The sequence below is a fragment of the Fulvivirga sp. genome, assembly GCF_040218215.1.
Classification (GTDB): Bacteria; Bacteroidota; Bacteroidia; order Cytophagales; family Cyclobacteriaceae; genus Fulvivirga.
The window spans coordinates 487,002-503,966 of record NZ_JAVJQL010000014.1 but is presented as its reverse complement, the minus strand read 5'-3'; the positions used below and the strand labels follow the sequence as shown (position 1 = coordinate 503,966).

Annotated in this window: 13 protein-coding genes; 10 read left to right on the top strand and 3 right to left on the bottom strand. The window is 38.3% G+C overall.

The window, feature by feature from the left end; all coding sequences use genetic code 11:
• Nucleotides 1–116: 116 nt before the first annotated feature.
• From guaA to hemL, 3 genes are read left to right on the top strand one after another with little or no spacing between them, the layout of a single operon-like run.
• A complete protein-coding gene (guaA, locus tag RIB54_RS10985; RefSeq protein WP_350100951.1) occupies nt 117–1,646 on the top strand; it encodes a glutamine-hydrolyzing GMP synthase in 1,530 nt (509 codons plus the stop codon).
• Between the two features lie 15 nt (nt 1,647–1,661).
• Nucleotides 1,662–3,392: an ABC transporter substrate-binding protein gene (locus RIB54_RS10980; RefSeq protein WP_350100950.1), complete on the top strand. Its 1,731-nt coding sequence runs from the start codon at nt 1,662–1,664 to the stop codon at nt 3,390–3,392.
• A 1-nt stretch (nt 3,393) separates the two neighbouring features.
• The gene (gene hemL, locus RIB54_RS10975) at nt 3,394–4,686 is read left to right on the top strand and encodes a glutamate-1-semialdehyde 2,1-aminomutase (RefSeq protein ID WP_350100949.1); all 1,293 of its coding nucleotides are present in this window, start codon (nt 3,394–3,396) and stop codon (nt 4,684–4,686) included.
• Here the strand turns inward: hemL and RIB54_RS10970 are convergent.
• Nucleotides 4,678–5,973 (bottom strand): DUF3667 domain-containing protein, encoded by a 1,296-nt coding sequence (locus RIB54_RS10970; RefSeq protein ID WP_350100948.1) that lies wholly within the window; start codon nt 5,971–5,973, stop codon nt 4,678–4,680. The genes hemL and RIB54_RS10970 overlap by 9 nt on opposite strands.
• Nucleotides 5,974–6,212: 239 nt before the next feature.
• On the opposite strand from RIB54_RS10970, the gene RIB54_RS10965 reads away from it, so the two are divergent.
• The 5 genes from RIB54_RS10965 (at nt 6,213) to abc-f (ending at nt 12,651) form a co-directional block, all read left to right on the top strand.
• Nucleotides 6,213–7,250, top strand: a complete 1,038-nt coding sequence (locus tag RIB54_RS10965; RefSeq protein ID WP_350100946.1) for a hypothetical protein — start codon at nt 6,213–6,215, stop codon at nt 7,248–7,250.
• 285 nt (nt 7,251–7,535) lie between these two features.
• Nucleotides 7,536–8,771: an imidazolonepropionase gene (gene hutI / locus RIB54_RS10960; RefSeq protein ID WP_350100945.1), complete on the top strand. Its 1,236-nt coding sequence runs from the start codon at nt 7,536–7,538 to the stop codon at nt 8,769–8,771.
• Between the two features lie 74 nt (nt 8,772–8,845).
• Nucleotides 8,846–9,217 (top strand): hypothetical protein, encoded by a 372-nt coding sequence (locus RIB54_RS10955; protein WP_350100944.1) that lies wholly within the window; start codon nt 8,846–8,848, stop codon nt 9,215–9,217.
• A gap of 1,115 nt (nt 9,218–10,332) precedes the next feature.
• Nucleotides 10,333–10,797: a hypothetical protein gene (locus RIB54_RS10950; RefSeq protein ID WP_350100943.1), complete on the top strand. Its 465-nt coding sequence runs from the start codon at nt 10,333–10,335 to the stop codon at nt 10,795–10,797.
• Between the two features lie 267 nt (nt 10,798–11,064).
• Nucleotides 11,065–12,651: a ribosomal protection-like ABC-F family protein gene (gene abc-f / locus RIB54_RS10945; RefSeq protein ID WP_350100942.1), complete on the top strand. Its 1,587-nt coding sequence runs from the start codon at nt 11,065–11,067 to the stop codon at nt 12,649–12,651.
• A 48-nt stretch (nt 12,652–12,699) separates the two neighbouring features.
• Here the strand turns inward: abc-f and RIB54_RS10940 are convergent, their stop codons facing one another.
• Together RIB54_RS10940 and RIB54_RS10935 are read right to left on the bottom strand one after the other, a co-directional pair.
• On the bottom strand, nt 12,700–14,304 hold the full coding sequence (locus RIB54_RS10940; RefSeq protein ID WP_350100941.1) for a GAF domain-containing protein: 1,605 nt from the start codon (nt 14,302–14,304) through the stop codon (nt 12,700–12,702).
• 138 nt (nt 14,305–14,442) lie between these two features.
• Nucleotides 14,443–15,495 carry an NAD(P)-dependent alcohol dehydrogenase gene (locus RIB54_RS10935; protein ID WP_350100940.1) on the bottom strand — a complete coding sequence of 351 codons (1,053 nt, stop codon included), beginning with the start codon at nt 15,493–15,495 and terminating at the stop codon, nt 14,443–14,445.
• Nucleotides 15,496–15,625: 130 nt separating this feature from the next.
• Here RIB54_RS10935 and RIB54_RS10930 point away from each other — a divergent pair, with 130 nt between their 5' ends.
• Nucleotides 15,626–16,084: a hypothetical protein gene (locus RIB54_RS10930; RefSeq protein WP_350100939.1), complete on the top strand. Its 459-nt coding sequence runs from the start codon at nt 15,626–15,628 to the stop codon at nt 16,082–16,084.
• Nucleotides 16,085–16,129: 45 nt separating this feature from the next.
• Nucleotides 16,130–16,939, top strand: coding sequence for a hypothetical protein (locus tag RIB54_RS10925; protein ID WP_350100938.1), 810 nt, complete (start codon nt 16,130–16,132; stop codon nt 16,937–16,939).
• The last annotated feature ends 26 nt before the right edge of the window (nt 16,940–16,965 follow it).

The following is a 16,965-nucleotide window of genomic DNA, read 5'->3' as shown; positions in this document are numbered from 1 at the left end:
AAATTTAGTTGATTTTGATTTAACCAAAACGATGCCATTTATTTAATCATCATTATTTGAAAGAGTTTATTTATCAAATTAATAGTATTTCATGGTTGACATACTATTTTTGCACCATGGCAGAACAGATTTTGATCCTTGACTTCGGCTCTCAATACACGCAACTAATTGCCCGGAGAGTTCGAGAACTGAATGTTTACTGCGAAATCCACCCTTACAACAATATTCCCGAGATTACAGATGATGTAAAAGGAGTTATCCTTTCTGGTAGTCCGTGTTCTGTTAGGCAGGAAGACGCCCCCGATGTTGACCTTGATTTATTTAGAAAAAAAGTACCATTACTAGGTGTTTGTTATGGTGCCCAGCTGATGGCCCAAAAGGGTGGTGGTAAGGTGCTTCCTTCCAAAATCAGGGAGTATGGCAGGGCTAAATTGTCAAAGTCAGATCAGCATAATGATTTGATGAAAGAGATCAATCTCGACTCGCAGGTGTGGATGTCACATAGTGATACCATTTCTGAATTACCAGAAAATTACGAGATCATAGCCAGTACACCTTCAGTGGCCGTAGCTGCTTATCATATAAAAGGCGAGGATACCTATGGTATTCAGTTTCACCCTGAGGTTACTCACTCTACACAGGGTAAAGAGCTACTAAGAAACTTTGTAGTTCACATTTCAGGGTGCTCACAAGACTGGACACCAGATATATTTGTGGAGGCTACCGTAGCTGAGCTAAAAGAGAAATTGGGAGATGATAAAGTAGTTATGGGGCTTTCAGGTGGGGTTGACTCTTCTGTGGCAGCTACCTTGATTCATCATGCTATAGGCAAAAACCTGTATTGTATCTTCGTTGACAACGGGCTGCTGCGTAAAAATGAATTTGAAGATGTTTTGGATTCATACAAGCACATGGGGCTTAACGTTAAGGGAGTAGATGCTAAAGATAAATTCTATGAAGCTTTAAAAGGACTTACGGATCCGGAAGCTAAGAGAAAGGCAATAGGCCGGGTTTTTATTGAAGTCTTTGATGAAGAGTCTCATAAGATAGAAAATGTAAAATGGTTAGGACAGGGCACTATTTACCCTGATGTGATAGAATCTATTTCCGTTAAGGGTCCATCTGCAACAATCAAATCGCACCACAATGTAGGTGGGCTTCCAGACTTCATGAAACTAAAAGTAGTGGAGCCATTGAACACTTTGTTTAAGGATGAAGTGCGGTTGGTAGGCAAGACACTTGAAATCGATAATAAAATTTTAGGCCGCCATCCTTTTCCAGGTCCAGGGCTTGGTATTAGGATACTGGGGGATATTACCGCAGAAAAAGTGCGTATCTTACAGGAGGTAGATTACTTATTTATCAATGGTTTAAAGAAGGCAGGCCTTTATGATGAAGTATGGCAGGCAGGGGCTATTCTTTTACCTATCAACTCTGTAGGGGTTATGGGTGATGAAAGAACCTATGAGCAGGTAGTAAGCCTTAGGGCGGTGACCAGTGTGGATGGAATGACAGCCGACTGGTGCCATTTACCGTATGAGTTCTTAGCAGATGTCTCAAATGAAATAATCAATGGAGTTAAAGGTGTAAACAGGGTTGTTTATGACATTAGCTCAAAACCACCGGCAACCATCGAGTGGGAATAATTGATCTAAAAACAAATGAATAAACTTATACTTCTTTTTGTCGGGCTTTTATTATTCACAGGAGCGCAAGCTCAAACCAATTGGCAGCAGCAATATATCAATGCAAAATCATTTTACACTGAGGGTAAATATGCATTGGCTATGGAAGCTTTTAAGCCTTTAATTGAAGAGGCTGAAGGTAATTATTTCACTACCTATTCATCATTTTTCTATGCTATAAGTGCTTATAAAAGTGGTTATGTGCCAATGGCCAAGAATATGATGTTGCAGATAAAGAGTAAGTATCCAACCTGGACAAAGATGGATGAGGTAAACTACTGGTTGGGCCTGTTCTACTTTGAAGAGAAACAGATGAACCAGGGACTTAACGTCTTAAAGGAGATCAAGGACAAAAAGATCAAAGAAGATGTAGAAGCTTTAAAATATCAATATATCAGTAGGATTGAGGATATAGTTGCACTGCAGGCATTCTATGAATTGCATCCGGAAGAGAAAATAGCAGCCAAGCTTCTTGCCCATAAAATAGCCGATCTACCTTTGGTGGATCAGGATAGAAAGCTTCTCAATGACATCATTGAGAAATTTGATTTTGATCCTGCACTTTTTGATATGCTTGAGATTGAAAAGTCTGAAAAAAAGAATCAATACAAGATAGCCGTTATCATGCCGTTTATGGCCGAAGATCTGGAGCCCAATGAACGTAAAAAGGTTAATCAGTTTGTGCTTGACCTATATCAGGGCATACAACTGGCCGCTGACACGCTGAAAGAAGAAGGCATTAATTTGAAGCTGTTTGCATACGATTCCAAAAGGAGCAAAAAAACAACAGAGGAGATTTTAGCTAAAGAAGAGATGCTGGGTATGGACCTGATCATCGGGCCTTTATACTCGCAGTGCATTGAAGTGGTGAATGACTTTTCTTACAAGAATAAGATCAATGTTATCAATCCGCTTTCTTCAAACTCTGATGTTATCGGTCAAAACCCATTTGCTTTTTTATTCTCGCCTAGTAATGAAACTGTTGGTAGAAAGTCAGCAGAATATGTTGTTGATAACCTGAATAAGAAACCGGGCATTATTATTTTTGAAGATGATCCAACACAGACTGCCATAGCAGCGGCCTATGCAAAAAGAGCAGCACAAGACAGTCTCAATATCATTATTGTTAAAAAGATAGAAAAAGGTGCCTCCAGGGAGATATTGGATATGCTGTTAATTGAAGATGCAAGGATTAGAGACGCTTCTACTGAAGAAGCCAAAGAGAAATACGAGATTCCCCTTGACAGTATAGGCCATATTTTTGTTGCTACCAATGACAATCTTATCTCTTCAAAAGTCCTAAGTGCTGTAGAAACCCGAGGAGATTCAATTACGGTTATTGGTTCTGTTGGCTGGCTGGAGATGCCAGTTATTAAGTACGATATGTACAGCAAGTTGGGCACGGTTCTTTATGCTCCTAATTATATTGTAAATAGCACAACGGCTTATCAGGCGTTTAGAGATAGCTATATTAAAAAACATAAGGAAGTCCCGAATAAGTATGCGGAGGTGGGTTATGAGATAGTTCAGCTTACCGGTCGTGCGCTGTATAAATACGGAAAGTATTTTCAGCTGGGCTGGAAGGAAAATGGCAAAGTGCCAGGATATTTATCTGCAGGCTTCGATTTTACCCTTTCCAATGACAACCTTCAGGTACCAATGCTGACCTTTGATGATGAGGAAGTTTATTTAAAATTAAAAAACTAACATGACGATTGATAAGAGCAGAAGCCTTTTTAAAAAGGCCAATGAATTTATTCCCGGAGGTGTAAACTCACCGGTTCGTGCCTTTAAAGCCGTTGGTGGTGATCCAATATTCATTAAATCAGCCAAAGGCGCTTATTTATTTGATGAAGATGGTAATAAATATATCGAGCTTATCAACTCATGGGGGCCTATGATTTTAGGTCATGCAAACGAAGAAATAGAAGAGGCGTTACGAGGTGCATTATCATCATCATTCTCATTTGGTGCTCCAACTCGTAAAGAGGTGGAGATGGCCGAATTGATAGCCAGCATGGTTCCTTCCATAGAAAAGGTGAGAATGGTAAATAGTGGTACTGAAGCTACTATGTCTGCTGTGCGTTTAGCAAGAGGATTTACCAACAGAAATAAGATTATAAAATACGAAGGTTGCTACCATGGACATGGTGACTCATTTTTGATAGCTGCCGGCAGTGGTGTTGTAACAATGGGCTCACCTGATAGTCCTGGGGTAACCCAAGGTGTGGCCAATGACACTTTAACAGCACCCTTTAATGACCTGCAAGCTACTAAAGAGCTGATTGATAACAATAAAGATGAAATAGCGGCTATAATTTTAGAACCTGTTGTAGGCAATATGGGCTGCGTCTTGCCCAAAGAAGGATTTCTTGAAGGGCTTAGAAAGCTGTGTGACGAGCATGGTATCATTCTGATCTTCGATGAGGTAATGACAGGCTTTAGGTTAGCTATAGGTGGTGCTCAGGAGCATTTTGGTGTAAAACCGGATCTGACTACACTTGGTAAAATCATAGGTGGCGGAATGCCTGTTGGTGCTTATGGAGGAAGAGCAGACATTATGGATTATGTTTCTCCATCAGGGCCGGTTTATCAGGCTGGGACCTTGTCAGGTAACCCAATGGCAATGACGGCTGGTTTAGCCATGCTAAATCATTTAAACAATCATCCCGAAGTTTATACACAATTAGAGGCAACGGCTAAAAGAATCACTTCCGGTATTCAGTCAAATTTAGATGCGATGGGCTTGAACTATACCATTAATCAGATAGGTTCTATGTTCAGCCTTTTCTTTACCGATGTAAAGGTGACCAACTTTGAGGAGGCAAAGACCAGTGATACTACCATGTTTGGTAAATATTTTAAAGGTATGCTTGACAAAGGCGTTTATCTCGCACCTTCACAGTATGAGTCCTTATTCTTGTCTACTTCCATTACAGAAGGCATTGCAGATCAAATAATTAAGGCCAACAAAGAGGTGCTAGCTGATATCTTAAAATAACAGTAAAGAAATCAACATCTCTGCGATAAAAAAGGTCATGATCAATGAGAAGTAAACCATTCCTACAAGGTTGAATTTGATAAATGTCTTAAGCCACTTCTGCTTATATACTTTCATAAAAGAAATGTACGCGTATGTAGATACACCAACAAAAGTGATAAAAGCAAAGGTGCCTTGGAGTTCTTCATTGGCAATCCAATAATGCACAATAATCAAACTTACGCCATAAATAAAATAAGCAAAGGAATGTAGATGCAGTGCATGTATCAAGTGCTTGATGTATAATTCCTGCTTCCTTCTAACGTATAAAACCTTAAGTACTAAGGCAAAGAGTGGAATAAGCAACAGCATCATTAAAGGAAGGTTTTTTAAGATAAACTGTACTATCTGTTCATCATCTGCTCTTTGCACCCGAATCAGTTGTTTGACCATCAGTACCTGAAAATCGGTTATATTTTCAGGAACACTCATTGAATCATACAAACTTTCGTCTGATATGGACTTGTCATATTTGTACTTATTAAACTTATTGTAATCCAGATTTTCAAAAACATCGAATATGGTCTCTTCATCGGAATTGATACTAATAGGAGCCGCATTTTTATTATAGGCTATAATACTATCTTGCCTTGCCTCCCTTTCTGCTATGCGCTTAATGTCAGCGGCTAAAATTGAGTCCCTAACATTCTGAGAAGACTCAATAAATCCATATTTATACAATCCAGCGCTATCAAGATCATCAATAATTTCTTCTTTTTCCTCTTTATTAATATTCTTGAGCAAAGCTTCCCGAAATTTCTCAAAGGTTCTGATAGTGTCTAAATCAATATAAATCTGCTCTTCAGTCTTTTCTGAAATATTCCTTTTGAAATTTTTGTTCTCTTTGGAGGTGACACCTTCAACACCACTGAACCCCCGGTGAATGTTGATAACCCCTGCATTGTCTTTTTCCTCCTCCTCTTTGGCCATGCTGCCACCAACAATAGAGATAATAAAGAAGTAGAAAATTGAAATGATCAGATACAGCCTGATAGGATGCGCATAAGAAGCTCTTTTTCCTTCAACGTACTGATTTGTTAAAAATCCTGGCTTGATAAAAAAGGGTTTTACTGACTTGGCAAATTTGGAGTCAACTGCTAAGTAGGTATTGAAAAAATCTCCCAGTAAAGTTTTTACAGATACATTACTGGTAGTATTTTCTTGCCCGCAAATAGGGCAATAGTTGTAAACACTATCCAGACTGGCACTACAGTTGAGGCAATTATTAGACTTTCTCCTTATTTTCATTTAGCCACAGATTCGAAAAGTATTGGTTTTGAATATTTTACGAAAAATACAATCCTTTTTGCAGTTACCAAATATATCTAACCATATATAAAGTCCTGAGGCAGTGTTTTACTGACTGTAAATTGAGTAAAAATGATGATCTTTAGTACATTGCGTGTTGATGTAATCCATTTTTTGTTATTTTTATATTTTAGAAATGGTCTATGGAGTGCGTAGATTTACTTTTTTAACTTGAAGCTGTGAAAAGACAACACTATTTTTTAATCGCTTTATTATTTTTTGCTGCACTGTCAGCCACTGCTCAGAACCGGGCGGATCAGAATCCTGTTACATATGAAGAACTATATGACGAGCCTTATGAAATCAATAAGCTGTTCGTGCAGTTCCAGCCTATTTATGGTGAAATGTTTGTAACCAATGTTAATGCTGGCTTCGGATTGGAGGTTGCATACTACATGGCCGATAAGATGGACTTCAGGGTTCATGCCCGCAAGGCCTACACGCAGAAGTTTGACCTGGCCCGTGATATTGCAGATAAGAACAGCAATGTGGCCAACATTCCAAATGTATATAACTATTATGAACTGGGCGCTACATATCATATTAAGGACTTTGATATAAGCTCCAAGACAAAAATGTACTTGTACAAAAAAAGCTATAAAGGAGATAAATGGGCGGCCAGAGTGCCCTTAAATGTAGAAATCCCCTGTAAGGTTAGAAAAATATACGGAGCACGTTTGGGCGGACTTTACTTTGATACGGCCTTTGATGTTAACAGATCGCTGGAAAAGCAGGATAAAACCACGGAGGTTTTAGTAGATAAGGAAAGCGGAGCACCAATACCTACTACTTTTGTAGATAGCAATGGCGAGACTAATGACCTTACCATATTTGGGAATATGTCTGTAGCAGGGGCTTATGTTGGTGGTTCTATGACCTGGATCAAAAATGTGGCCGTTGATTTTGACAATAAATATGTGGAAGGAGTTGACGATCTGATATTTACTGCATTTTTGGATATTTTAATAGCCCCTACCTCAGTAGATGACATCATTTATAACGGCATTACTTATTCCTCAGAAGACATTGAAACCAGCATTCTAGGTTTTAGGTTGGGTATGGATGGAAAGTTCAACAGGACCTTAAGCTGGGGTTATGGTGGTGAAGTTGGCGTGAGACCTGGTGTTAAAGGCAGAGGTTTTTATGCATTGGTAAAAATTAGCTTCCCTATTTACAGCACCAACTTGAATTACTCAGTTGAGGCATTCGGAAAATAAACCAATTCTATTTTGGGGTTAAAAGGGCTTGTCTAAAAAACGAGTCGTGCATGGCTTTGAAGTATCCTAACTTTGAAGTTCCCTTTCTATTTTAAGTGGATATCAATTATTCATGAATCTGATGCTTTAATGGTTAACTCTGCGTTTCTCTGTTATCTCAGCGGTTTTGATCAACTACAGAGACCGCTGAGAAAACCACAGAGGAGTTGAGCATACGATACGCTTACTTTCTGATTATAAATTCGATTTTGAATTTAGACGCTCCCTTTTTTATATTTTTGGGCTATGGACATTCTTATTAAAAATATCAAAGGACTGGTACAGGTTCGTGAGCAAAGTTTGAAATGGGTAGCTGGAGCTGATATGGCTAATCTGCCTGTCATTGAAAACGCTTATCTCCATATCAAAGATGATAAAATCGCTGATTATGGCGCTATGGACACAATTCCATCCATAAATGCTGATGAAGAAATTGACGCAACAGGCCGTTTTGTTTTTCCATCTTTTGTGGACTCACATACGCATTTGGTGTTTGCTGCCAGTAGGGAAGAGGAGTTTGTTTACAAGATCAGGGGAATGTCCTATGAAGAGATAGCGGCCAAAGGTGGAGGTATATTGAACTCTGCGAAGAAACTACAGGCAACCTCTGAAGATGAGCTTTTTGAAAGGGCATTGGTACGCGCTAATGAAATTATTGGTTTTGGTACTGGAGCGGTTGAAATCAAAAGTGGTTATGGATTAACCGTGGAGGATGAAATGAAAATGCTCCGTGTTGCCAAGCGCATTGGCAGGGAAACGCCACTTGCTGTAAAAACCACTTTTTTGGGTGCCCATGCAGTTCCTAAACATTATACCAACAAGCAAGACTATATTGATGTGGTGGTAAATGAGATGATACCGGCAGTGGCAGAGGAAGGTTTAGCTGATTACATTGATGCATTCTGTGAGAAAGGGTTTTTCACTCCTGATGAGACTGAGTTTATAATGGAGGCAGGTAAGAAATATGGGATGAAACCAAAAATTCATGCCAACCAGCTGAGTATCAGTGGAGGGGTGCAGGTAGGCGTAAAAACGGGTGCTTTGAGTGTTGATCATTTGGAGGTTATGGATCAGGAGGCTATAGATGCTTTGGTTGGAACTGAAGTGATGCCCACGATGCTGCCGGGTGCTGCCTTCTATTTAGGTACAAGTTATCCACCTGCAAGAGATATGATTAATGCCGGACTGCCGTTGGCACTGGCTACAGATTATAACCCGGGCAGCGCACCTTGTGGTAAAATGGCCTTTATGTTATCACTTGCTTGTATAAGAATGAAAATGACCCCTGAAGAGGCCATTAATGCAGCAACCATTAATACAGCCTATGCTATAGACTTATCAGACACTTATGGCTCGATAACCAAAGGTAAAACAGCAAGTGTCTTTATCACTAAAGAAATACCATCCTATGCCTTTATACCATACGCTTTTGGTAGTGATGTTATTGATCAGGTGATATTGAAGGGGGAAGTTGTAAATTAGAAAAGAACAGTAGTATAATAGAAAAAAGACAGGATCGCTGTTTGTCTGTTCTGTGTACAGGTTAAATTGAATTAATGAAAACAATTGCTAATACATTTGGGCTTGGTATTCCGTTGACTGGACTTACCTTTTTTTACACATGGATATCAGAATCTAAAGGTGATGCGCTTTATGTTCTGTTTTTTGGAAGTTGGTTGATTTTGTTTTTGTCTCTGATAATCAGTCTATTGTATACATTGTTTTTATCCTTTGTCAGTAATACCAATATTTGGAAAGAAGGTGTTTTTGTTTTCTTGTTATCCCTAATAGTTATTACTTTCTATTTTTTCGAACTAGATTATGGAGCCTTTGAATGGATAGATTATTTATGTACTGCTGTACCAATTGCAGTATTAAGTGCTTTCATTCTTGTTCATGTTAATATATGGACTCAGAAGAAAATTTAAACCTAATATGTCAGTAAGAAGCGCTTATGTTCAAGTGCTTTGATTATGTCACCATGCAGAGCGTGGCAGCAACAATGGAAGAATGAGTATTTGAAAATGTAACTGACTAATTATTGATTTACTAATAATGAAAAATGCAAGATGAATTTTATAATTAGTTTTCTCACAAGTTTTATATCGGTATTCTTGATTTATTTAATACCCATTAAGCGATTTAATACTATTCAATTGTATTTATTTTCAATTGTACTTTTTTGCTCATTGTCTACCCTAAGTTTTATTTGGCTGGACTCATTGGTTTTATATTTTTATTCCATAGAAATTAAATCTGCTTCTCTAAGGGAGATGCAAATAATAAAACCCTTCTTAAACTTTATTGGATTATTAATTACATGGTCGACTGTTGGAATGCTAATTACATCAGCAAAGACATTAAAAACCACCAAGAATAAACTTCTTGTAAAAATACCTTCTGGACTTACTCTGATGTTATCTGTACTTATACTTTTATTAATGGCGATTTCTGCATCATCTGGAAGATTAATCTAGCCTCCGTTCCCGCCATGCTGCGCATGGTGGAAATCTATGTATTAATGTCACCATGCAAAGCATGGCGACAACTAATGGGCTATTTGCATTCTGCTACGAGATCTCACTACCAAACCCTTCGTTCCCGCCATGCTCCGAATGGTGGAAAGTCATCTAAGAATGTCACTATGCAGAGCGTGTCTTTGCTTTAACTCGTGTCCTCACGGGCCAATCATTTTACATACAACGGTTATTCTTTATCACATCAGCTCATTTACATACGACCGTTAATCCTTTGTTCCCGCCAAGCTTTGCATGGTGGAAATCTATGTATTAATGTCCTCCGTTCCCGCCATGCTCCGCATGGTGGAAAGTCATCTAAGAATGTCACTATGCAGAGCGTGTCTTTGCTTTAACTCGTGTCCTCACGGGCCAATTATTTTACACACTTCAGTTAATCTTTATCACATCAGCTTATGTTTCGTGAAGACACGAAACATGGCTTCAGAGAGGGCACATCGGCTATCTAAATTCAAATAAAAATGCCTTATCTTTCGCCATCAATTTTAAAACACAACAAATTCATTATGCGCATTAAAAGTTTATATGCTTTACTATTTATCTGCTTTATAATCAGTTCATGTCTGAATGAGTCCAAGTCTCAGGTTGAGGTGCAGGAAGTCTCTCCAATCACAGGGACTTGGAAGCTATTAAAAGGCACCATCATCCAGGGAAATGACACTACCATCACCGACTATACCATAAATGCAGACTTTATAAAAATAATCACCGATACCCATTTTGCTTTTATGAGGCATGACCTTGGTATGGACAGCGTGGCAGTTTATGTATCAGGAGGTGGCAGATGTGAGGTTAAGGATAATAAATATATTGAACACCTTGATTTCTGTAATTATAGAGAATGGGAAGGCCACACTTTTAGCTTTGATTTTGAAATTGTGGGTGATACTTTAACCACCAAGGGTATTGAGAAAATAGAAGATCTTGGAGTAGAGCAATTTAATATCGAGCAGTATGTTCGGGTGGATTAACTTTACCCTCTCTCCTTTGCATTGGCTAGTGTCCTCACGGGCCAATCATTGTACATAAATGTTTACCTATATCACCTCAGCTTATGAGACACCTTCTCAAATTCGATAAAATCTATTTCTTAATATTGCCATTATCAAGCACAGATGTATTTTTGCAAAGAGTAATCAAAAGCTGACTATGTAAAATATAATTTCTTTCCCTCACTTAAAGAACGCAGTCCCATTTACAGGATTTGCACCATCTATTCATCTTTAACGAAAGAAATAATGCTTATTTTACAGAATACCTCTTACATACATCCGAATAAAGATCTGTTGTTTCAAAACATCAATCTAACAATTAACAAACATGATAAAATAGGCCTAATAGGCAATAATGGCGTAGGAAAGTCCACAATATTAAAAATCATTACTGGTAAACTCCATCCCTCTGAAGGGTCAATCAGTGTAAACGCTAAACTCTATTATGTACCTCAGATTTTTGGACAATACAATCATTTGACTATTGCTGAAGCCCTTGGAGTTAGTAATAAGCTATACGCCTTAAAGGAAATCTTGGCTGGAATTGTTACCGATGCTAATATGGATCAGCTTGATGATGATTGGGGCATTGAGGGGAGGTGCTCAGATGCACTTAGTTATTGGCAACTTCAAGACTTAGACCTTAACATGAAACTGGAGAATCTCAGTGGTGGACAGAAAACAAAGGTGTTCCTTGCAGGTATTTCTATTCATCAACCAGACCTGATTTTGTTAGATGAGCCAACCAATCATTTGGACGTTTCTGGCAGACAGCAATTATATGACTTCATTCAATCAACTTCTTGTGGATTACTTGTGGTAAGTCATGATCGCAAACTATTGAATATCTTAGACACAACCTGCGAACTTACTAAAAATGGGATTTTTTTATACGGAGGTAATTATGACTTCTATGCTGAACAAAAGCAAATAGAAAGAAATGCTTTGTATCAAGATATTCAAAGCAAAGAAAGAGCTCTGCGCAACTCAAAGGAAAAGGAGCGCGAAACCAGAGAGCGGCAACAAAAACGGGAAGCGCGGGGAAAGAGTAAGCAAAAGAAGGCTGGAATGGGAAAGGCGATGATGGACAAAATGAAAAATGATGCTCAAAATAGTTCTTCTAAAATCAAGGGCGTCCATACCGAAAAAATAGGAGGTATTTCAGAAGAATTAAAATCATTGCGCGCTGCGTTGCCGGATATTGATGAGATGAAGTTTGGGCTGAATAAATCAAACCTTCACAAAGGTAAAATTTTGTTTGAGGCCAGGAATATCAACTTTGGCTTCAGTGCTCAACTGCTGTGGAAAGAAGGTCTGAATTTTAAGATTAAAAGTGGAGAACGGATTGCATTAAAGGGAACAAATGGCTCTGGTAAAACCACACTGATCAAAATTTTTTTGGGAGATATTGAACCTTTGGTTGGATCGATAGACAGCTTTGAAAACCATTCAGTGTATATTGATCAGGACTATTCTTTGATTAGTGATAGACTAGATGTTTATGAACAGGCACAACAATTCAATACTTCTGGGCTCCAAGAACATGAAATTAAGATTCGGCTCAACCGATTTTTGTTTACAAAGGAAGATTGGGATAAACCTTGCACTGCATTGAGCGGAGGAGAGCGGATGCGGTTGATGCTCTGTGGTCTGACTTTTAATAGTCAATCACCGGATATTATCATATTAGATGAACCTACAAACAATCTGGACATTCAGAATATAGATATTCTGACGAAAGCGATTAACGAATATGATGGCACTTTGATCGTTGTATCACACGATGAAAGCTTTTTGGAAGCAATAAATATAGAGCAAGAGATAAGCCTTTAGTTTAGTAGAAAACTCAGCATAATAGAGATAATTTTTCTATAATTGGCTTTAAACCTCCTTAGTCGAAAGCTCACTTTCCAAGCTTTCAATTCTTTCTAAATACTCCTGCTCCTTACGGTGCATTTCTTCTTGTGTGGCTTGTAGCTCTTCCATGTTCTGGCGCATTTCCTCTTCCTGGGAGCGCATCTCTTCTTCGTTCTGCTGCGCCATTTCCAGCAGTTCTTTAGTTCTTATAGTGTTGTTTGCATTAATAATAGCAGATGCCAGTATCTCACCTAGTTTCTCCAGAAACTCAATTTGGTAGTCTTTGAAGGTTTCAAAGGAGGCCAGCTCCATCACACCCTCAATTTTGTCATTAGTCTTAAGCGGAATAATAATGATGTTTTTGGGTAGTGCCTTTCCAAGTCCGGAAGTGATGTTTAGATAATCTGTAGGTATGTCACTGAGCCTGATAGTATCACCTTCAAGGTATGCCCTCCCAACTAGCCCCTGACCAATCTCAATCCTCTTTTCTATAAACTTTCTGCGCTCAAAGGCATAGCAGGCACTCAGCTCCAGGTATTCTTCGTCATTACCGGTTTTTAACAAGAACAATCCACCCTGATTACTTTCGGTGTATTTCACCACTTCAGCTATCAGTATCTGGCTCATCTTTTCAAGGTTATCCTGATTCAGGCGCACCATTTCACCAAATTTTGAAATACCTTCCGTCAACCAAAATCTTCTTGATTCTTCTTCCTTAACCTTGCGCATTTGCTCACGCATGGTAATGAGCTCACCGCTTATTGTCTCTTTGTTCAGTGGCTTGTTATCTTCAGTCATACCTTCCCACTTTACATTAAGGTCAGCCTTTGTTATGCTTTGTATGAAACCAGAAGCCTTTCTGAGGTTTACAATAAGGTTATTGATGATATTGACCTGATCGGTTTTCGCATCAGATGCTGCCTCACCACTATTAAACACATATTTTTTATTGCTTTCTTCCAGGGAGGAGAAGAGGTTTCTGAGGGCATAATCATTTCTGCGCATCCGCCTTAGGGCAAATATCAAAACGGGGCCACCTACAAAGAGGAGGGCGATCAGCGAGATAAAACTTAGTGTGGTGGAGTTTTCATAGGCACTTTTAGACTCCTGCTCCATCCTGCTGAAGTATTGGTTTAGTGAAGTAGTTACTACTACATACTTTTGATAGAGGTACAGTCCCGGGTCTTTGTTAAACACATCAGCGGCAGCTTCACGATTTCCCGAGCTAATATCTTCCACTCCTTTCGTAACCAATTCTTCATAGAGAACTATTTCATCAATGATGTAATCTATACTATCAATAGCAGGATACCCATATTTTATGGCCATTGACTTAAGGTTGTTCAGGTTATTGGTATAAGATGCTAAAGCAGTATTGTATGGTGATAAAAAACCTTCCTGCTCAGACATGTAATACCCTCTGAGGCCAAGGTCCATGAGGGTTACATTATTGGCGAGCCCTTCAATATAGCTGGTCATAGCCGCATGGTCTTTTATAAATTCATTTCTATCATCCAGCACCTGTCTGCTCCAGTAGGATAGCCCCACAGCTATGATGATGAGAAAAAACACTACAATGATGCTGATGCGAATGGCGTAGTATTTTATAAAATCTATAATTTTTTTCATGAGGCTACATCTTGAATGATACCTTAATTTCGGCATAAAAAACGTTTACAACAATACTATTGGCCATAAAAAAGCTGAACCAAAAAAATCAATTTTGATTCAGCACTTTAATAATGGATAAGTAATTGAAGTTGAGGGTCAACTCTCTTTCAGGCTTTTCATATCTATTACAAAACGGTATTTAATATCAGCATTCATTACCCTTTCATAAGCCTTGTTCACATTTTGAATATTAATGGTCTCAATATCACAAACGATATTGTGCTCACCACAAAAATCCAACATCTCCTGGGTCTCTTTAATACCACCTATTAGTGAGCCTGCTATATTTTTCCGGCCTGTTATTAGCAATCCGCCATGCATGTCTTCCAGAGGCTCAATAGCACCTACCAGGCACATGGTAGCATCGCGCTTTAATAACCTGATATAAGGGTTTAAATCATGTTTGACAGGCACAGTGTTTAACAGGAAATCAAATGATCTGCTGTGCTGTTTCATGGCAGCTGTGTCCTTCGAAATCAGCACTTCATGGGCACCAAGTTTTTTGGCATCAGCACTTTTGGATTCAGAAGTGGTAATCATAACAACATGAGCTCCAAGCGCATTGGCAAACTTTACACCCATGTGACCCAGCCCACCAAGACCAATAACACCCACTTTGTCGCCCTTTTTGATATTCCAATGCCTCAATGGCGACCAGGTAGTGATGCCTGCGCAAAGCAATGGCGCAGTGGCTTTAATATCAATATTTTCCGGTATTCTTAACACAAAGGCCTCTTCCACAACAATGGTTTCTGAATAGCCACCAAAGGTATGTCCACCTAAATCTTTGTCTTTGCCATTGTAAGTGCCAACAGCACCATTCTCGCAGTATTGCTCAAGATTGTCCTTGCAAGAATCGCAAGTGCGGCAAGAGTCTACCAAACAACCAACACCCACCAAATCGCCTACTTTAAATTTGCTTACACCAGTTCCCGCTTCTATCACCCTACCAATAATTTCATGTCCTGGTACGGAAGGGTATTTAGTGCCTCCCCAGTCGTTATGCACGGTATGAATATCACTATGGCAGATACCACAGTAAAGAATATCAATTTTTACATCTGTTTCATTAACATCTCTTCTTTCTATATTAAGTGGGGTTAAGGGTGCTTTGCTATCCACTGCCCCATATGCTTTTACATGACTCATTATTTAGTAATTTGTTTTGAATTGATTCGATATGTTTCTCGAAAGTTTATAAGGATTAAATCAGCCAAATTGTTTGCGTGGCTATCTTAATCTTTATAATATGAAGTTATATAACTAATAAATAAGTAACATGAATAAGCACAAAGAATTCACCGTAGCCTGGGTTATTTTGGGAGCTATTGCATTGGCGGGGGTAGTGGTTGGTTATGTGTATTTTGTTAAAAATGATTTTGATCAAACAGAAAAAACCGGATTCATTATTTATGCGGTTCTTTCGGTGCTTGTTGTGTTAAATTTTTATGGGCTTACCGTAGAAATATCTGGTGATACCATTAAGGCATACTTCGGCTTTGGCCTGATCAGCAAAAAGATAAAATTTGAAAAAATTGAATCTGTAACAGCCGTGACCAACCCGTGGTATTATGGCTGGGGAGTACGGATTATACCTAATGGAATGATGTTTAATGTCACAGGCACCAAGGCTATTGAAATAAGCTATAAGAACTCAAGCCGGGTTTTTAGAATAGGCACAAAAAACCCTGAAGCACTCATAGAAATTATTACATCAAGACTTAATCAAGCAAACTAGTTTCATTTTAAATGAATATAATACTTTATTTAATTATATTGTAGAATGAATTCATTGGCATACAAAAAAAGAACTTGTGTTTGGTACATAATTACAGGGCTCCTATTTTTCTTTTCCTGTTCAGATAAAGAAGAGTTATCAAATTGTGTGATTTCAGAGGCAATACTTAGTTATGATAATCATAATGAGCTTGTTGGAAGATATGAGTTTGATCATGATGGTTCTCATTACACTGAAATGAGATATTATCATAAAAAGAATGAAGGCGAGGGTTTTAGATCTGACCCAGAAAGCTCTACCAAATTCAGTTATAATAATGATAGAATTTCTCAAATTATAGAGGTTTACTATGCTGCTAATTTTTATAGGACTTTTGACTATACTTATGATTTAGGAGAAATTACCAGAGTCACTGTTCATGAAAGTACTTTTAGGGATGGTCAACAAACTGATGAAAGAACATTGGAATTTGATTTGTTTGAAAATCCAGGTAATAATAGCTATATCACTAAAAATGGCTTAGGCGAGGATATTCTAGTTGTTTTTGAAGATGGGAATTTGGTTAGATTAGGTACAGAGTCATCTACTGGTAATTACCAGGCACTAGATAAATCTTGGCTAATTTTTGTAGAATATGAATATGACAACAACCCGAACGTTCTGCAGGATGTAATATTTCAAGATATTATAGGGCCTCTTAACTGGGGATACTTAAAAAACAACATGATTAGTGAAAAATATCCTGCTGGTTATGAAATTAATCACACATTCAAATTCTTCAGCAAAGTTTTAATAAAAGAACATGTCCTTGAAAGTACTGGACGTACTTTTACCTTTGAGTATAACTGTGACTAGTTGTTTACCAAAAAAAATCAGACCAC

What these genes read in the sequence shown, in the direction of transcription:
- RIB54_RS10970 (WP_350100948.1), bottom strand. Translation starts at nt 5,973, where the DNA reads ATGAAAATAAGGAGAAAGTCTAATAATTGCCTCAACTGTAGTGCCAGT.
- RIB54_RS10940 (WP_350100941.1), bottom strand. Translation starts at nt 14,304, where the DNA reads ATGAAAAAAATTATAGATTTTATAAAATACTACGCCATTCGCATCAGC.
- abc-f (WP_350100942.1), top strand. Translation starts at nt 11,065, where the DNA reads ATGCTTATTTTACAGAATACCTCTTACATACATCCGAATAAAGATCTG.
- RIB54_RS10935 (WP_350100940.1), bottom strand. Translation starts at nt 15,495, where the DNA reads ATGAGTCATGTAAAAGCATATGGGGCAGTGGATAGCAAAGCACCCTTA.
- hemL (WP_350100949.1), top strand. Translation starts at nt 3,394, where the DNA reads ATGACGATTGATAAGAGCAGAAGCCTTTTTAAAAAGGCCAATGAATTT.
- RIB54_RS10955 (WP_350100944.1), top strand. Translation starts at nt 8,846, where the DNA reads ATGAAAACAATTGCTAATACATTTGGGCTTGGTATTCCGTTGACTGGA.
- RIB54_RS10930 (WP_350100939.1), top strand. Translation starts at nt 15,626, where the DNA reads ATGAATAAGCACAAAGAATTCACCGTAGCCTGGGTTATTTTGGGAGCT.
- RIB54_RS10950 (WP_350100943.1), top strand. Translation starts at nt 10,333, where the DNA reads ATGCGCATTAAAAGTTTATATGCTTTACTATTTATCTGCTTTATAATC.
- guaA (WP_350100951.1), top strand. Translation starts at nt 117, where the DNA reads ATGGCAGAACAGATTTTGATCCTTGACTTCGGCTCTCAATACACGCAA.
- RIB54_RS10980 (WP_350100950.1), top strand. Translation starts at nt 1,662, where the DNA reads ATGAATAAACTTATACTTCTTTTTGTCGGGCTTTTATTATTCACAGGA.
- hutI (WP_350100945.1), top strand. Translation starts at nt 7,536, where the DNA reads ATGGACATTCTTATTAAAAATATCAAAGGACTGGTACAGGTTCGTGAG.
- RIB54_RS10925 (WP_350100938.1), top strand. Translation starts at nt 16,130, where the DNA reads ATGAATTCATTGGCATACAAAAAAAGAACTTGTGTTTGGTACATAATT.